Raw genomic sequence first — 18370 nt, 5'->3', positions numbered from 1 at the left:
TGCGGGGAGATATGGAACATCGGTACCGTGCGGTGGCGTACGCAAACGTGCATTACGATCCCATATCGCGTTGAGAACGAGCAGATTCTGGAGGCCACCGCCGTGGTTTACTCGTCAAGATCGCATTGCGCTGACCGAGGCGCCACACGTTTGCGGTGACCCCATAAGCTAGCCTCGCATGCCGCCGCATCGAGGCACATAGCCCGCCGGAGCGGTCGGTGTGGTTGTGAGTTCTATAGGCGGACGGACGACGGCACGGGACGGAGAGGGGGAGCGCGATTCTCAAGGTACTGGGGCGGCTGTGGATCCCGCTGCTCATACTCGTCGTGCTCTTGGCCGGTGGATTCACGGTTTCGCGGCTGCAAGGCGTCTTCGGCAACGAACATCGTCCGTCGTACGCCGACACCGAGCGCCAGGAAGCTCGGCCATACGACCCCAAGTACCTGGTTTACGAGGTGTTCGGTCCTCCGGGGACGGTCGCGGATATCAGCTTCTTCAACGAGAACGCGGACCCCGAACTCGTCGAGGGCGCGAGCCTGCCGTGGACCACGAGTTTCCCCATCACCGAGACGTCGGGCGTCGGAAACATCGCGGCGCAGGGTACGGGTAACAGCATCGGTTGCCGGATTATCGTCGACGACGAGGTGAAGGCGGAGCGAGTCAGGGAGGGTGTCAACGCGTTCACCTTCTGTTTGCTGAAGGCCGCATGAGTACCGACCGGCTGCACCATAAACCGCCCGCGATAGCGCGATGGATCTACCGCCTGGCGGTGCCCATCATTCTGGCGTGGCTGGCGATCACGGTCCTCCTGACTGTCGGTGTCCCCCCTCTGGAGAAGGTCCAGGAGGAGCGTGCGGTAACGCTGGAGCCTCCCAAAGCGCCGTCGATCGAAGCGATGCAGCGCATGACGGAGCACTTCACGGAGACAAAGTCCAACACCGTGGTGATGATCGTCCTGGAGGGTCAGCAGCCTCTCGGTGACGATGCGCACGCGTACTACGACGAGTTGGTACGCCAGCTGAGAGCCGATTCGGCGCACGTGCAGTACGTGCAGGACTTCTGGGGCGATCCACTCACGTCGGGGGCCGCGGAAAGCGCCGACGGCAAAGCCGCGTATGTCCAAGTCAGCCTCACTGGCGACCCGGGCCAAGCCTTGGCCAACCAGTCGGTGCAGGCCGTTCGAGACATCGTGGACCGGACGCCTGCGCCGCCCGGTGTCGAAGCTTTCGTGACCGGGCCCGCGGCGTTCGCAGCGGATCTGGGCCCGGCGGGCAACAGGACGATCGCGCTCGTCACCGCTCTCAGCCTGGCAGTGATCTTCGTGATGCTGCTCATCGTCTTCCGCTCGGTCTTCACGGTGATCCTGATATTGCTCCTGGTCGGGATTCAGGTGCAGGTGGCTCGTGGAGTCGTCGCGTTCCTCGGCGATCTCGAACTCATCGGCCTGACGACATTCGTCATCAACGTGCTGGTCGCACTAGCGATCGCGATTGGCACCGACTACGGGATTTTCTTCACGGGGCGATATCAAGAGGCGCGCGAGGCCGGCGAGGATCGGGAAACGGCCTTCTACACCACCTATCGAAGCGTCGCCAAAGTGGTGTTGGCGTCCGGTATGACCATTGCCGGCGCGGTTTACTGCCTCAGTTTCACCCGGCTACCGGTGTTCCAGACCATGGGCGTTCCCACGGCAGTGGGCATGGTCATCGCGGTCGCGGTGGCCCTCACGCTGATTCCCGCGGTTCTTGTCGTAGGCAGCCGCTTCGGGATATTCGAGCCCAGGAAAAAGATCGCAGTTCACCGCTGGCGGCGGGTGGGCACGGCAATCGTGCGGTGGCCCGCGCCCATCCTGGTCGCGACCATAGCCGTCGCTCTGGTCGGGCTGTTGGCGCTGATCGGCTACGAACCCACCTATAACGACCAGGAAACCATTCCGGACGACATCCCGGCCAACGTGGGGTTCGCCGCCGCCCAGCGCCACTTCCCTCCATCGATGATGATGGCCCCTGACATCTTGCTGGTCGAGGCCGACCACGACATGCGCAATGCGCCCGATCTTCTTGTCCTGAACAAGCTCGCCAAGGGTGTGCTGTCTGTTCCGGGCGTCGCCAGGGTGCAGAGCGTGACGCGCCCTGGAGGGGTGCCGCTCAAGCACACTTCGATTCCATACATGCTCAGCATGAGCAATGCCACCCAGGTGCAGATGCTGCCGTTCCAGCGGGCCCGCATGGACGACATGCTCACCCAGGCGAACGAGATGGAAGAAATGGTGGCCGTGATGCAACGCATGTACGGCCTTACCCGGCAGATCGTGTCCACGACTCACGACATGGTCGGCAAGACTCACGAACTCGAGGACATCACCAACGAGCTGCGCGATCGCGTCGCGGATTTCGACGATTTCTTCCGGCCGATTCGCAACTACTTCTATTGGGAGCCGCACTGCTTCAACATTCCCATCTGCTGGGCCATCAGATCCGTATTCGACACGATCGACGGTATCGATCAGATCACCGATAAGATGCGCGGTTTGCTGGAGAACCTCGACCGCCTGGACGCGCTCATGCCACAGCTCCTCGAGCAGTTCCCCACAATGATCGAAAGCATGCAGAACGCTCGGACCATGATGCTGACAATGCACAGCACCATGTCGGGGATGATCGCCCAAATGGAGGAAGCGAGTGAGAACTCGACCGCCATGGGCAAGGCTTTCGACGCCGCCCAGAACGACGACTCCTTCTATCTGCCACCGGATATCTTCGAGAACGAAGACTTCCAGCGAGTGCTGGACATCTTCCTGTCCCCTGACGGAAAAGTGGCGCGTCTACTCATCACTCAACGGGGTGACCCCGCGAGCCCGGAGGGCATCGCGCGGGTGGACCCGATCAAAACCGCGGCCGAGGAGGCGCTCAAGGGGACACCCCTGGAGAACGCGAAGGTCTATCTCGGTGGCACCGCAGCCGGGGTGAAGGACCTGGTGGTGGGTTCCACCTATGACCTATTGATAGCGGGAGTCGCCGCGCTGTGTCTGGTCTTCACGATCATGCTCATCGTTACGCGAAGTTTTGTCGCCGCCCTGGTGATCGTCGGCACGGTGGCGCTGTCGCTGGGCACGGCGTTCGGCCTGTCGGTGCTCATCTGGCAACACATATTCGGGATGCAGATTCACTGGGTGGTCCTCGCGATGTCGGTGATCATCCTTCTGGCGGTCGGGTCTGACTACAACCTGCTGCTGGTGTCACGAATGAAAGAGGAGATCGGCGCCGGGATCAACACCGGCATCATCCGGGCGGTGGGCGGTAGCGGCAAGGTGGTGACGGCCGCGGGTCTGGTGTTCGCCTTCACAATGATGTCGATGCTGGTCAGCGACCTGCGCACCCTCGGGCAAGTGGGTTCCACGATCGGAGTGGGCCTGCTGTTCGACACCCTGGTGGTCCGCGCGTTCATGACACCCTCGATCGCCGCGCTGTTGGGTCGGTGGTTCTGGTGGCCGCTGCGCGTGCGCCCCCGCCCCGCCAGTTCGATGCTTCGACCGACAGGTCCCCGGCCGCTGGTGCGCTCCCTCCTCATGAGGCAGGAAGAGCGCTAACCCAATGACTGGGCCGAGCTCCGGACCGCTCGCAATCGCATGAGCAGTCAACAGACCAGCGCAAGACCGCCGTTCATTGCGCGGATGATCTACCGGCTGTCGGTACCCATCATCCTCCTGTGGTTGGTGCTCGTCGCGCTGTTCACCTTCGCCGTCCCCACCCTGGAACAGGTCGGGCGGGAGAATTCCGTGTCGCTGGTTCCCAGGGACGCGCCGTCGTTCAACGCCATGGAGCGCATGGGCGAGGTTTTCCAGGAATCGGACTCCGACTCTGTGGCGATGATCGTCCTGGAAAGCAAGCAGCCCCTCGGCGAGGACGCACACGCGTATTACGACGAACTCGTCCGGCAACTGACCGCCGACACCACCCACGTTCAGCATGTGCAGGACTACTGGGGTGATCCGCTGACCGCGTCGGGCGTGCAAAGCCCCGACGGTACCGCCGCGTATGTGCAATTGAATCTCGCCGGCAACCAAGGCGAGGCCCTGGCCAACGAATCCGTGGAAGCCGTCCGGGATATCGTGGCACGCACACCGCCGCCGCCCGGGGTGCAGGCCTACGTCACCGGTCCTGCGCCCTTGGTTTCGGACATGAACCACGCCGGCGACAAGTCCATCATCAAGATCACCATCGTCACCGTCGCGGTGATCATCGCGATGTTGCTCTTCGTCTACCGGTCGATCGTCACCGCTGTCCTGCTGCTGTTGATCGTAGGGGTACAGGTCCAGGCCGCCAGGGGGGTCGTTGCGCTGCTCGGCGATCACGAGATCATCGGGCTTTCCACGTTCGCCGTGAACATGCTCGTATCACTGGGCATAGCGATCGGAACGGACTACGGGATCTTCTTCACCGGCCGGTATCACGAGGCGCGGCAGGCCGGCGAGGATCGGGTCACAGCCTTCTACACGACCTACAGCAGCGTGGCCAAGGTCGTGCTGGCATCCGGTATGACGATCGCCGGAGCAATATTCTGCCTGAGCTTCACTCGACTGCCCTACTTCCAGACGATGGGCATTCCGACGGCTGTGGGCATGGTCATCGCGGTCCTGGTTGCGCTCACGCTGATTCCCGCCGCACTCGCTGTCGGTGGTCGCTTCGGGCTCTTCGAGCCCAAGCGGAAAGTCATCGTCCGCCGGTGGCGGCGGCTGGGGACGGCGATCGTGCGATGGCCCGCCCCCATTCTCGTCACCGCCTGTGTGGTTGCGCTTATCGGACTGCTGGCGCTTCCCGGATACCGGACCAGCTACAACGACCGACTGTATGTTCCCCAGGACATTCCTGCGAATGTCGGGTATGCCGCCGCAGAGCGGCACTTTCCACCGTCGCGAATGATGCCCGACATCCTGATGGTCGAGGCCGACCACGATATGCGTAATTCGACCGACTTCCTGGTCCTGCATAAATTGGCCAAGAGCATCTTCGCCGTCCCCGGTGTTTCCAGGGTGCAGGGCATAACCCGGCCCGAGGGCACCCCGATCGAGCGCACCTCGATACCGTTTCAGATCAGCCTGCAGAGCGCCAGTCTCATGCAGATGTTGCCGTTTCAGAAAAACCGCATGAGGGATCTGCTGAAACAGGCAGACGACATGACGAACATGCTGACGCAATTGCAGCGCATGTATTCCCTGATGCAGCAAATGAACAGCATCACTAACGAAACGATTGTCAAGACCAAGGAACTGACAGTCATAACCGACGAGTTGCGGGACAGCATCGCCAATTTCGACGATTTCTTCAGGCCTATCCGTAACTACTTCTATTGGGAGCCGCATTGCTTCAACATCCCCATTTGCTGGGCTTTGAGATCTCTTTTTGATGCCGTCGACGGCCCCGACCGGATCAGCGTCAAGATGCATGAGTTGGTCGAGAACCTAGACAAGATAAACGCACTCATGCCGCAGATGCTCGCGCAACTCCCGCGGATGATCGCGGCGATGCAAAGTATGCGAACAATGGTCATGACGATGCACAGCACGATGTCCGGCGTCATTCTCAGGTTGGATGAAGCGAGCGATACCGCGACCGCGATGGGCAGAATCTTCGACGAGGCCCAAAGTGACGACTCTTTCTACTTGCCGCCCGAGGTCTTCGAGAACGAGGACTTCAAACGCGCCATGAGCTTGTTTTTCTCGCCGGACGGGAAAGCCATGCGCCTGATCATTTCCCATCGGGGTGATCCTGGGTCGCCGGAGGCCATCTCGCGGGTGGACGCGATCAGAACCGCCGCAGAGGAAGCGCTCAAGGTCACTCCGTTGGAGAACGCCAAGATTTACGTCGCGGGGACCGCGCCCACGTACCAGGACTTGCGGGACGGCTCCTTCTACGACCTACTACTCGCGGGAGTCGCTGCGCTCTGTCTGATTTTCATCATCATGCTGATCGTCACGCGAAGTTTCCTCGCTGCGTTGGTGATCGTAGGCACGGTGGCGGTGTCGCTCGGTGCGGCATTCGGGCTTTCCGTGCTCATCTGGCAACACATTTTGGGTATCGAATTGCACTGGCTCGTGCTCGCGATGTCGGTGATCATCCTGCTTGCCGTCGGTTCCGATTACAACCTCCTGCTGGTGTCGCGAATGAAGGAGGAGATAGGCGCCGGCCTCAACACCGGCATCATCCGGGCCATGGGCGGGAGCGGCAAGGTCGCCACGGCGGCAGGTCTGGTCTTCGCCTTCACCATGTTGTCGATGGTGGTCAGCGACCTGCGCATCATCGGACAGGTCGGCTCGACCATCGGGCTGGGCCTGCTGTTCGACACCTTGATCGTCCGCGCGTTCATGACACCCTCGATCGCGGCATTGCTGGGCCGGTGGTTCTGGTGGCCGCTGCGCGTGCGGCCCCGTCCCGCCAGTTCCATGCTGCGGCCGACAGGGACCCGTCCCGCGGTGCGGACCCTGCTCGGGCAGGAACCGTAAAGCTCGAATGAAGGTCGTGTGCTTCAAGGTTTGGGGCAGCCCGGCAGCGGGGACTAAAGTCGCTGTAACGGTGCGAACCGGCATAACGAACTAGTCGGTGTAACGAAGTAAAGTCAGCGCAAACCTGCGCAGGGAGGGAATCGTTCATGATCAAGAAGTCGCTTACCAGTCTGGCCATCGGTGCGGGCTGTGTCGCCGTCTCGCTGGCAGCCGGTGCCGGGGCCGCATCCGCGGCTCCCAACTTGGACGCGGCTGTCAACACGACGTGCACTTACCCGCAGTTGGTAGCGGCACTGAACGCGCAGAGCCCTGAAGCCGCCGCCGGCTTCAACCAGGCGAAGGGGCTGCAGGCGGGTTTGCACCAGTTCCTTGCCTCGGGTCCAAATCAACGGCGGGTCATAGCGACGCAGATTGCGAACGCCCAGTGGGCCCAGCCGTACCTGCCGGCCATCGAACAGGCGTTCAACACCTGTCAGAGCTTCTGATCTGACCGATTATCAGTCGTGGGCTAGACGACTTGACCCCTTCGATACTGTTTGGCACAGGTTGCCTGTCTTACCTTGCCGCTCGTGGTGATCGGAATCGAACCCGGGCACACCAGAACGAGATCCGCAACGTCTTTGACGTTCGGAGACCCCAGTTTCCCGGTGTTCTGTTCCCATCTCGGAGACTTCGGAATGATGATGTGCCGTCTGGACGGTACTGACGCCGAGTACGTCACAACGCGGGGGCCGGTAGTGTCACGCGCCGGTGGCTGGAGCGAGCAGGCGGCCTGATGCACCTACAGTCGGGGCGTATAGGTGACAAGGTCGGCGCCAGTGTGGTCGCCTACCAACCGGGTGCTGTGAATACAAAGCCCGCTCTGCGGGAACTGGCCGCGAAGACCTTGTCTGGATTCGACCTCGCGGGCGAGATCGTCTGATAGATCACGAACCCGCGCGGGGGAGCATCCCGCATTCTCAGCATTCCGAGCACCCGAAGCGCTGACACTAGACGGCTTCGACAGAAGTAAGCCTTTCGCACAGCAGCGCTGCCAAACTGCGGACAGTCGTGGTGGCGATGTCGCTAGACGTGAGGCGTATCCCGGTTTCGCTCTCGACACGCGTCCGTAGTTCGAGGGCGCCCAACGAGTCGACGCCGTACTCGGCGAGAGGTCGATCAGGGTCTACGTTGCGACGCAGGATCAGACTTACTTGGTCGGAGATGAGGCTACGCAATCGAGTGGGCCACTCGTGCGGCGGCAGCTCGTGCAGCTCGGTGCGCAGACTGCTTGCGCCCGCAGTGTTCTGGCCGGTGGTGCGGAACGCTTCGGCGAATGGGCTGCGCTGGGACAGCGCGGTCAACCACGGCATTCCGGTGACCGGTGTGTATCCGGTGTAGGTGCGGTTGTGGCGTAGCAGCGTGTCCAGCGCGTAGGCGCCCTCCTCGGGTGTGATCGCGACCTCGGCGCCCTCGGCCAGCGTGGCGGCGCGTCCGATCTGCCCCCAGATACCCCAGGCGATCGCGGTGGCGGGCAAGCCCTGAGCGCGGCGCCACCGGGTGAAGGCATCCAGCCAGCTGTTGGCCGCGGCGTAGGCGCCTTGCCCGGGTGAGCCCACCAGCGCGGCCGCCGAGGAGAACGAGCAGAACCAGTCCAACGGCTGACCGATGGTGGCGGTGTGCAGATTCCACGCACCGTAAACCTTTGGCGCCCAGTCCCGCTCGAGGAGCTCATCGGTGATGTTGGTTAAAGTGGCGTCCTCGACCACGGCCGCCAGATGCAGCACACCGCACACCGCTAGTCCGGTGGCGGTGGCTGAATCCACCAACCGGCCCGCCGTCTCTGGATCGGCGATATCGCCACATACCACCTCGATGTCGGCGCCCATCGCGCGCATGCGCTCGATGGCGTGAATCGCCTCCGCTGTGGGCTGCGAACGTGACGACAGCACGATGCGCCCGCAACCATCGGCGGCCATCTTCTCGGCAACAAACAGTCCCAGGCCCCCTAACCCACCGCTGACGAGGTAGGCGCCGTCGGCACGGAAAACCGGCACCTGCGCCGGGGGCACGATCACCTGACTGTGCCCCTCACGCGGCACATCGAGCACGAGTTTTCCGGTGTGCTCGGCAGCGCTCATCACCCGAATCGCCGTCGCGGCATCCGCGAGCGGGTAATGCGTACTGGCCGGCACCGGCAGGGTGCCGCCGGCGGTCAGCCCGTAGACCGTGGTCAGCAGGTCACGTAGTCGCCCAGGATGGGTCTGAGACAGCAGTCCGAGGTCGAGGCCGAAGAACGCGAGGTTACGACGGAACGGCAGTAGACCCAGCCGGGTGTCGCCGTAGATGTCGCCTTTGCCAATCTCGACGAACCGGCCACCGAAGGCCAGCAACTCGATGCCCGCCCGCTGGGCCGCGCCGGCAAGGGTATTGAGGACGATATCGACGCCATAACCGTCGGTATCGCGGCGTATCGCCTCAGCGAATTCAATGCTGCGTGAATCGTAAACATGATCGATACCCATGTCGCGCAACATCTGTCGACGCTCGGGGCTACCGGCGGTCGCGAAAACCTCGGCCCCAACCGCGCGGGCGACGGCAATAGCCGCCTGCCCCACGCCGCCGGTTGCGGAGTGAATCAACACCTTATCGCCGCCGGTGATATGCGCCAGGTCGTGCAGACCGTGATAGGCAGTGGCATACGCGGTAGTCACCGCGGCGGCCTGACCGTCGGAAAGCCCGGCCGGCAACGTCACCGCAAGCTCGGCGTCACACGTCACGAACGTCCCCCAACACCCGTCAGCGCACAGCCCCCCAACATGGTCGCCCACCTCATGGGAATCCACGTCGGGTCCCACAGCGGTGACCACGCCGGCGAAATCTGTGCCCAACTCGGGTAACCGGCCCTCGAAGGCGGGGTAGCGGCCGAAGGCGACCAGGACGTCTGCGAAGTTGATGCTCGACGCGGTGATCGCGACCTCGATCTGTCCTGGGCCGGGCGTCATACGTTGGCAGGCAACGAGTTCCATCGTTTCCAAATCGCCGGGAGTGCGAATCTGTAAACGCATCCCGTCATCCACATGACTGGCGTCGGTCACGTGCCGCTCATCAGGGCGCAGCGGAGCCGGACACAGGCGCGCGGTATACCACTCACCGTTTCGCCAGGCCGTCTCATCCTCCTCGGAATCGCTGAGCAATTGCAGCGCCAACAACTCCACATCAGTACGTTCATCCATATCCACCTGGACCGCACGCACATGCGGATGCTCAACGCCGACCACCCGCATCAAACCCCGCAACCCCGCCTGCTCCAAATTCACCACATCACCCGCAACCACCCCCTGAGCACCACGAGTCACGACATACAAACGGGGCCATCCGGCAGCCATTTCCGCCAGCTCGTGAGTGATGTGCGCGAGTTGCTGCGCGTAGTCTCTTCCCACCTGCGGGGATTGGTCGGTCGCACCGTCGCCGCTGCGCTCCGTCAAGACGACCGCTCGGCCAAAGGTGCCTGTACGCAGATGATCGCGGAGTTCCGCCGCCTTAGCGGTGGCATCGGCATGCGGTGGCCACCACATCGTCGTGCACTGTGCACCATGGCTTTTCAGGACATCGGTGAGAGCTGTGCTCGCCACATCCATGTTGAAACCGTTGATCAGTAACCAGTTTCCGGCATAAGGGTGCGCGAGTGCAGGCAGTTGTCGTGGGCGCCATTCGATGGTGAGCAGCCGCTCGTTCAGTATCCGGTCTTTGTGGTCACCTTCGGATTCGCCGGTATCCAATCGCAGCCCCTGCACCGCGAGCAGCACCGTTCCATGCTCATCGAGGACATCGAGATCGGCCTCGATCCCCGAAGCGTCGGCTCTGGTCACCCTCGTGTAGCAGTAGTGCGCGCGGTGGCCACCGCCGAAAGCGCGCAGCCGCCGCACACCCAACGGCAACGCCAGCACGCCCGAGCCCAGAGCCTGGACATCGGGATGAGCCGCGACGGACTGAAAACACGCATCCAGCAGCGCCGGATGGAACCCGTAACCATCTTGCTGCGAACGCAGATCTCGCGGGAGCGCCACCTCAGCCAACACAGACGCGCCATCCCCGACGCCGGTATGCACCACCTCCAGACCACCAAAAGCCGGACCGTACTGAACACCGCTCTGGCCCAAGCGGTTACGCACGTCGGTGCCCTCAACACGACGTGGATGCGCAGCAACCAGCGAAGACACGTCCTCGGCGGGCTGCTCATCCGCTGCGGCGTGGAAGACCGCGGAAGCTCGACGCACCTGCCCCTCGAGGTCGCGCGTTTCAACAGTGAAATCAACGACGCCGCGCGATGCCACCACCGCTGCGGCGCCAATCGTCACCCGCTCGTTCAACGAAAGAGGCCGTCCGAAGTGGAGGTCGCGGATCTCGCAGGCCTCGTCGAGGACGGTACGGGCGGCCGTCAGCGCCATTTCGCAGTAGGCCGCCGCGGGAAGCACAGCCACACCGCGAACCTGGTGATCAGCCAGCCAGGGCTGGGCGATGGTGCCGACCTCGGCTTGCCACACATGGTGCTCAGGTTCTTCCTGCAAGCGCACATGCTGACCCAACAGCGGATGTACCGACACGGTATGTCCACCGCGCGTTGATGTTTGCCCACCATCGGGGGTCAACCACAGCCGGCGGTGCGTCCAACTGGGCAGCGGCGCATCCACCAGGCGCCCGTTCGGGTAGAGCACGGAGAAATCGACCGCAGCACCCGCACTGTGCAGATCGGCGACGAAACCGAGCACGTGCGGTAGATCCTGCTCCTGCTTCAAGCCGCCCAATACAGCCAATGGTATGTCGAGGCTGTGTGCGGTTTGCTCGACGGCTTGGGTGAGCAACGGGTGCGCCGCCAATTCAGCGAACACCCGATAGCCCTCTTCCAACGCCGCACGCACCGCCGCGGCGAACCGCACCGTGCGGCGCAGATTGTCCACCCAGTACCTGCCGTCACACGCCGGCTGTTCGCGCGGATCGAACTGGGTCGTCGAGTAGAACCGCACCTGCGGGGTCATCGGAGTCAGCTCGGCCAACGCCTCTTTCAGCTCTTCGAGGATCGGCTCGACCTGTGGCGAATGCACGGCCACATCGCTGGCGATCTCGCTGGCGATCACGTCGCGTTGCTCCCACGCCGAGACCATCGCGCGAAGGGTCTCGGCGGCCCCGCTGATTATCGTCGATTCAGGGGAGGCTGCAATGGCCACCACGACATCCTTCACGCGACGCGCGGTCAGTTCTGAAAGTACTTGTTTGGCGGGTAATTCCACTGATGCCATCGCGCCCGAACCCGCGATACGCGACATCAGCCGCGAACGCCGGCAGATCACCCGTACCCCGTCCTGCAGTGACAACGCACCCGCGACAACCGCCGCGGCGACCTCACCCAGCGAATGCCCGATGACCGCGCCAGGGCGCACCCCATACGCGGTGAGGGTCGCCGCCAGCGCTACCTGCATGGTGAACAGCGTCGGCTGAACCCGATCGATACCGGTCACCGTCTGAGACGCCGAGAGCGCCTCGGTCACCGAGAACCCCGACTCAGCAGCGATCAGCGGTTCGACCTGCCCCACCGTGGCCGCAAACACCGGCTCAGCGGCCAACAGTTGCGCGCCCATCGCCGCCCACTGCGACCCCTGCCCAGAAAACACCCACACCGGACCCCGGTCATCACGCCCCACCGCCCCCTGATACGACATCTCGGCATCAGCGACCTGCCGCAACGCCGCGCTCAGCTCGGCTCGGCTGCTCGCCAGCACAGCGGTGCGCACCGGCCGATGCGCACGCCGGCGCGCCAGGGTGTAACCCAGATCCGACAACGCCACCTCAGCATGGGCATCGACCCAATCAGCCAACCGGCCAGCAGTGCGCCGCAACTCCACAGCCGAGGTCGACGACAACGCAAACAACTGCCCACCCGCACCCGACACATCCGCTGAATCACCCTCGGACACGAAGGATTCCGGAGCCTGCTCCACAATCGCATGCACATTGGTACCCGACAGCCCATACGACGACACCGCAGCCCGGCGGGGATATTCGGCTTCCGGCCATGCTGTGATCTCTTGTGGCACAAAGAGTCTGGTGCGGGTGCGGGCGAGATCATCCGGCAGACGGGTGAAATGCAGGTTCGGCGGAATGGCGGCACGTTGTAATGCGAGGACCGTCTTGATGAGACCCAAAACACCGGCGGCCGACTGCGCATGGCCGAGATTGGTCTTCACTGAGGTGAGAGCGCAGGCGGCGTCGGCGCCGTACACCTCGGTCAAGCTGGTGTACTCGGCAGCGTCACCTCCGGCGCTTCCGGTGCCGTGCGCTTCGACCATGCCGACGCTGCCCGCGTCTACCCCCGCGATCTCCAGGGCCTCCCGATACACCGCGCTCTGCGCGCTCGACGACGGGGTCGAGATGTTGACCGTGTGACCGTCTTGGTTGGCGGCGGTGCCGCGTATCACCGCCAGGATGCGGTCGCCGTCGCTGAGCGCATCGGGCAAGCGCTTGAGCAACACCACCGCACTGCCCTCGCCGAGCACATGCCCGTCCGCCGCGATGTCGAAGGCATGACAGCGGCCCGTGGGTGAGAGCTGGCCGTTCGCCGTCCCCGCAAGGAATCTTCGCGATTCCAGCATCACGAACGCTCCACCGGCGAAAGCCATATCGCTCTCGCCGACATCCAGGCTCCGACACGCCATATGCACCGCAGTCAGGCTTGAAGAATCCGCGGTATCGACGGTCAGGGCAGGGCCACGAAGCCCCAGGGCGTAGGCGATCCGGCCGGACGCCATGCTGGATAGATTGTCCTGAAAGCCGTACGGGCCCGACATTTCTGGAGAGTCGGCCGTGACGAGTTGGTAATCGTGGTGAGTCAATCCCACGAACACACCGGTGCGAGATTCACGCACCCGCTCGGGACCGAGACCGGCGTGCTCCATGGCCTCCCAGGAGTTCTCCAACAGCAACCGATGCTGCGGATCCAGCGCGATCGCCTCGCGCTCACTGATCCCGAAGAACTCCGGATCGAAGCCGGCGACATCATCGAGGAACGCCCCCCACTTCGACACCGACCGACCAGCCACCCCGGGCTCGGGATCATAGAACTCCTCGACGTCCCACCGATCCGGCGGGACCTCGGTCACCAGATCATCGCCACGAAGCAACGCCTCCCACAACTGCTCCGGACAATCGATACCCCCAGGAAGACGACACGCCATCCCAATGACAGCAACCGGAGTGACAGGAGTGCTGCTCGTGTCGTGCGATGAGTTCGTCGAGGCTGAACGGTGAGTTCGATCATCGATTGCCCCAGATGAATCCATTGCGTCTCCTCACAGCACATCTAGTTAGCGCCATCGGTTGCTTGACTCACGACGTGGAGTTGCGTCCAACAGTGGGACTGCCCACCTCTCCGTCATTCGGTGCCTACCGTATCAGGGCTTACTGGCACGTCAACGAGGGTTGGGCGGGATCGGCGTGGTCCCCATTCGCGCATCGATGGTCAAAGTCGGACCCCCGGTCGTTATTTAATCGTGACTTTGCTGCGCACGCTGGACAACCTCGATCATCGACGTTTGCGCGCCGTTGACGTTAACCTCAGGCGGTGGTTGAAACGTCCCTCCCGGATCTGCTGCGCGAGCACGCGAGTCTGCAGCCGGATGAGATCGCATTCACGTTCGTCGATTACGAGCAGGACTGGGCCGGCGTCCACGAGAGTGTGACATGGCCGCAGTTGTATCGGCGCGTGCGCAATGTGGCACATGAGCTTCGAGGCTGTGCAGCACCGGGGGATCGCGCGGTGATATTGGCCCCCCAGGGACTGGATTACATCGTGGCGTTTCTGGGGGCGTTACAGGCCGGGATCGTCGCGGTTCCGCTGTCGGTCCCGCTAGGCGGGGCCAGCGATGAACGCGTGGATTCGGTGCTCCGCGATGCCGCACCCACGGCCGTTCTCACCACGTCGGCAGTCGTGGATCACGTGGTCCCTCACGTCACCGCGCAGCCACTGGCGCCGCGACCCACGATCATCGACGTCGATTCATTGGACCTCGACGCTGCGATACGCGCCGAGGACCCAGGCGACATCCAACAAGCCACCGCCTATCTGCAATACACATCAGGCTCCACCCGCCAACCCGCCGGCGTGATGATCTCCTATACCAACCTCCAGGCGAACTTCGAGCAATTGATGGCGGGTTATTTCGCGCACCGGGACGGGATCGCACCCTTCGACAGCACCATCGTGTCGTGGCTGCCGTTTTATCACGATATGGGTCTGGTTCTGGGAGTATGCGCTCCGATTCTGGGTGGCTACCGCGCTGTGCTGACCAGTCCGGTGGCGTTTCTGCAGCGCCCGGCGCGGTGGATGCAGTTGCTGGCCACCAACACTCATGCATTCTCGGCGGCACCCAATTTCGCCTTCGAGCTCGCCGCACGGAAAACCACCGACGAGGACATGGCCGGACTGGATCTGGGCAACGTGGAAACCATCCTCAGCGGAAGCGAACGCGTACACCCGGCCACCCTGCAACGCTTCACCGAACGGTTCGCCCGATTCAACCTCCACGACTGGGTGGTCCGACCCTCCTACGGACTGGCCGAATCCACCGTCTACGCCGCGACCAGCCGCGCCGGCCAAGCACCCACGATCTTGTACTTCGAAACCGACAAACTCGCCGCGGGTCAGGCCAAACGCTGCACCACCGGCGGGGGCACACCACTGATCAGCTATCCGCTGACCCCCTCGCCCACGGTGCGCATCGTCGATCCCGACACCCACACCGAATGCCCACCGGCCACCACCGGCGAGATCTGGGTGCACGGCGACAACGTCGCTTCAGGCTACTGGCACAAACCCGAAGAAACCCAACGCACCTTCGGCGCCACCGTGGTCAACCCCTCCGCAGGCACCCCGCCCGGGCCGTGGCTGCGCACCGGAGATCTGGGCTTCGTCACCGACGGCGACCTGTTCATCTTCGGCCGCATTAAGGACCTGCTGATCGTCTACGGACGCAACCACTCCCCTGATGACATCGAAGCCACCATCCAGGAAATATCGGGCGGCCGCGTCGCAGCGATCGCGGTCCCCACCAACGACACCGAACAACTCGTCGTCATCGTCGAAGCCAAACGACGCGGCGACTCCCACGACGAGGTGATGCACAAATTCGCCACCCTCAAACGCGACATCACCTCAGCGATCTCGCACACCCACGACCTCGCCGTCGCCGACGTCGTCCTGGTATCACCTGGGTCCATACCCATCACCACCAGCGGCAAAGTACGACGAGCAACATGCATCGACCACTACCGAACCGGCCAATTCACCCGCCAAGACGGGTAAGTCACACCGCGAGTTGAGGTTCGGCCGCCGGTGCGGCTGCAGCGCCGGTGCTGGGGAACTTATCGCTGCGCCAGCGCGCGGTCCGCAATTGCTTCGATAGCAGGCGCCAATTGTCGTGAGTATTCGGATGTCACGTGATTGCTATCGAAGTAGACCAGCGTGTTGCCGACGATCACCAGGCAACGGTCGGGGGTGCAGAACAACTGTGTGAGATCGACGTACTGCCCGCCACCGGCTTCCGTAGCGGCGGACTCGGCCGTGATGCCTGCCGGATTGACCACTGCCGATCTGGGCTCCGAGCACGCCATCGCGTCATCGAGGTGTGCTGACACGCAAATCGGAACGTCCGAGGGGGGATCTGGGATGGGGCCGAGCACCAACACGTCCGCACCGGTGTCGCGCAGCTGCCGCACCAGACGGGTCAAGCTGTCCAGCCACGCCGGACTGTACGAGGTGAAACCCGGCTGGAATCTGTTCCCAGCGCGGTATCCGCGATACACGCTCAGTACGACCAGCCGAGGGCGTTCGGCGTGCATGCGGTCCATAATCTGAGCGCGCCACTGCTCACACCGCGTTGCCAGGCGGAACAGTGGGTTAGCGAATGGCAGATCGAGCATCGGGCAGACCGCCTTGGCCATAGTCACCAGCCGCCACCGCCGCTGCTCGGCGACCTGCTGGAACGCAGGATTCCACATCGCGGCATTCGAATCGCCCACCAGGGCAACCGTCGTCGAGGAGGCGGTATCGCCGGTCGCGCATTGTGGTTGTCCGGCTTGGAGCGCATTGCGCATACAGCCGTTGAGGAAGATGGCGTTGAGTTGGGCTGCGACGTCGCTGAGTGGCGGGTTGAGGTTGGACGGTACGGCTTTCTGATGGGTGGCTGCCGCGAGTGCGGATTGCACCTGTGCGAACGAGTGCTGCACTGCCGCGGTATAGGCGTCCGTGTCAGCACCGGTGGGGGTAGGTGCGGCAGTGATGGTCAGCGGTGCTCTTGGCGCGCCGTGGCCGATCGGAACCGGGACCCATACCAACAGCACGACGCACACAAGAGCGGCAGCCGCAGTGGCAGCGCCACCAAGCGCGAGACTGACGGCGGGGGACCGACGTACCGGGGCCGCGAACCGCAAGGGGTTCTCGATGAGATGCAGGGTGAGCACCGCCAGTACGGCGGAGACGGCGGCGGCGGCCAACCTGCCCGGTAGCCCCAGCGGCTGGCCGAGCAGCAGCGGTGCGAACAGCAGCACCGGCCAGTGCCAGAGGTACCACGAATAAGACACTCGGCCGATCGCTTGCATCGGCGAGACTGCCAGGACGCGCCCGCATCCTCGAGAAGGTGCGGCGCAGCCGCCGCCGATGACCAGAGCGGCGCCGAGGACGGGCATCAGCGCGGCGGTACCGGGAAATGGCGTATTCGCGCTGAAGAGGGTGCAGGACAGCAGGATGAGGGCCAGCCCTGTCCAGCCCGCGATCGCGGCCGGGGTCGCGGATAGTCGGCCCCACTGGCTTGCGGTCAGCGCGACCAGGCCGCCTACCGCCAACTGCCAGGCTCGTGTGGGCAATGAGAAGAAAGCCACCGCGGGCAGCACATACGTAATGACCAGCGACATCGCAAACGATCCGGCCGCCACCAAGGACAGAACTATCAGGAATGGAAGGTATGGACGCTTCGGTGGTGCGGCGTGAGTTCCCTTGCGTCGGCGCATGCGCCGTATGAGCCAGGCCGTCGCGATGATCATGGGCGGCCACACCAGGTAGAACTGTTCCTCGACGCCCAGAGACCAGTAGTGCTGGAACGGCGACTCCGGCATGACCGGTGCGAGGTAGTCGACGTTGTGTAGCGCAAACCAGTAATTGCCGACATAGAGGGCGCTGGCGATGCCGTCCCCGAAAACGCTCCGGGCCTGCAGCGGAGGTAAGAGAAGAGCCGAGCCGATCGCGGTGACGATGCCCACCGTGGCTGACGCCGGTAGCAGTCTGCGGGCGCGTGCACCGTAGAAGCGACGGAGCCGCACGGTGCCGACGGTGCTCACCTCGCGAAGGAGCAGCCGGGTGATCAGGAAGCCGGAGATGACGAAGAAAACGTCCACGCCGACGTACCCACCGCTCGCGCCGGGCACGTCCGCGTGAAACAGGACAACCGCTAACACCGCGACCGCGCGCAGCCCTTCGATGTCATCGCGGAACCCCGGCTTTTCCGAGCGTGGGCTGCGAGCTGCCTCAACGGGCTCAGCGGGATTGGCCTGGCTCACGGTCCTCCACTTCGGGATGCGTAGTTCGAAGAGGATTGTTGCATGATCGGCGGGAGGATATAGCAAACTCGTTGCAACAGATCTGCCGTGCAAGTTTCCGGCATCAGCCTCTGAAAACGATTTGAGTCGAGAGTGGAGAACGACCTCGCCGCTAATCTGTGGCCGCGGTCTGCGCGCCTGGTCTGAAATGCGACGCGCGGGCTTCGCCGAGGGCCGACGAGAGATTGTGCCGTCCGCCCCACTCAGGCAGGAAGGGTAACCGCACCGCGTCTGGCGTCGCCG

The 18370-nt window shown here is 63.5% G+C and carries 7 protein-coding genes and 1 pseudogene; 5 read left to right on the top strand and 3 right to left on the bottom strand.

All coding sequences use genetic code 11. From position 1 onward, the window contains the following. The first annotated feature begins 299 nt into the window (after positions 1 to 299). From RMCN_RS23685 to RMCN_RS23670, 4 genes are all read left to right on the top strand, one after another. A complete protein-coding gene (locus tag RMCN_RS23685) occupies positions 300 to 710 on the top strand; it encodes an MmpS family transport accessory protein (RefSeq protein WP_234787763.1) in 411 nt (136 codons plus the stop codon). Next, positions 707 to 3589 carry an MMPL/RND family transporter gene (locus RMCN_RS23680; RefSeq protein WP_067394422.1) on the top strand — a complete coding sequence of 961 codons (2883 nt, stop codon included), beginning with the start codon at positions 707 to 709 and terminating at the stop codon, positions 3587 to 3589. The genes RMCN_RS23685 and RMCN_RS23680 overlap by 4 nt, the downstream gene beginning before the upstream one ends. 39 nt (positions 3590 to 3628) lie before the next feature. Then, on the top strand, positions 3629 to 6502 hold the full coding sequence (locus RMCN_RS23675; RefSeq protein ID WP_067394419.1) for an MMPL/RND family transporter: 2874 nt from the start codon (positions 3629 to 3631) through the stop codon (positions 6500 to 6502). Between the two features lie 146 nt (positions 6503 to 6648). After that, entirely contained in the window at positions 6649 to 6987 is a 339-nt protein-coding gene (locus RMCN_RS23670; protein ID WP_067394415.1) for a hemophore-related protein, read from the top strand. A 23-nt stretch (positions 6988 to 7010) separates the two neighbouring features. Here the strand turns inward: RMCN_RS23670 and RMCN_RS23665 are convergent. After that, positions 7011 to 7118 (bottom strand): annotated as a pseudogene (locus RMCN_RS23665) (acyl-CoA synthase); the annotation flags it as partial. A gap of 373 nt (positions 7119 to 7491) precedes the next feature. Continuing rightward, a complete protein-coding gene (gene pks2, locus RMCN_RS23660) occupies positions 7492 to 13818 on the bottom strand; it encodes a sulfolipid-1 biosynthesis phthioceranic/hydroxyphthioceranic acid synthase (protein WP_067394412.1) in 6327 nt (2108 codons plus the stop codon). Between the two features lie 281 nt (positions 13819 to 14099). On the opposite strand from pks2, the gene RMCN_RS23655 reads away from it, so the two are divergent. Continuing rightward, complete coding sequence (locus RMCN_RS23655) at positions 14100 to 15839, top strand: AMP-binding protein (protein ID WP_067394409.1); 1740 nt, start codon at positions 14100 to 14102, stop codon at positions 15837 to 15839. Between the two features lie 59 nt (positions 15840 to 15898). Here RMCN_RS23655 and RMCN_RS23650 read toward each other — a convergent pair whose 3' ends face one another. Then, positions 15899 to 18088, bottom strand: coding sequence for an acyltransferase family protein (locus RMCN_RS23650; RefSeq protein ID WP_067394406.1), 2190 nt, complete (start codon positions 18086 to 18088; stop codon positions 15899 to 15901). Positions 18089 to 18370 lie beyond the last annotated feature (282 nt).

The organism is Mycolicibacterium novocastrense (assembly GCF_001570485.1).
In the GTDB taxonomy this organism is placed as follows: domain Bacteria; phylum Actinomycetota; class Actinomycetes; order Mycobacteriales; family Mycobacteriaceae; genus Mycobacterium; species Mycobacterium novocastrense.
The sequence above is the reverse complement of the archived record's forward strand: the minus strand, read 5'-3'. Positions and strand labels throughout refer to the sequence as shown.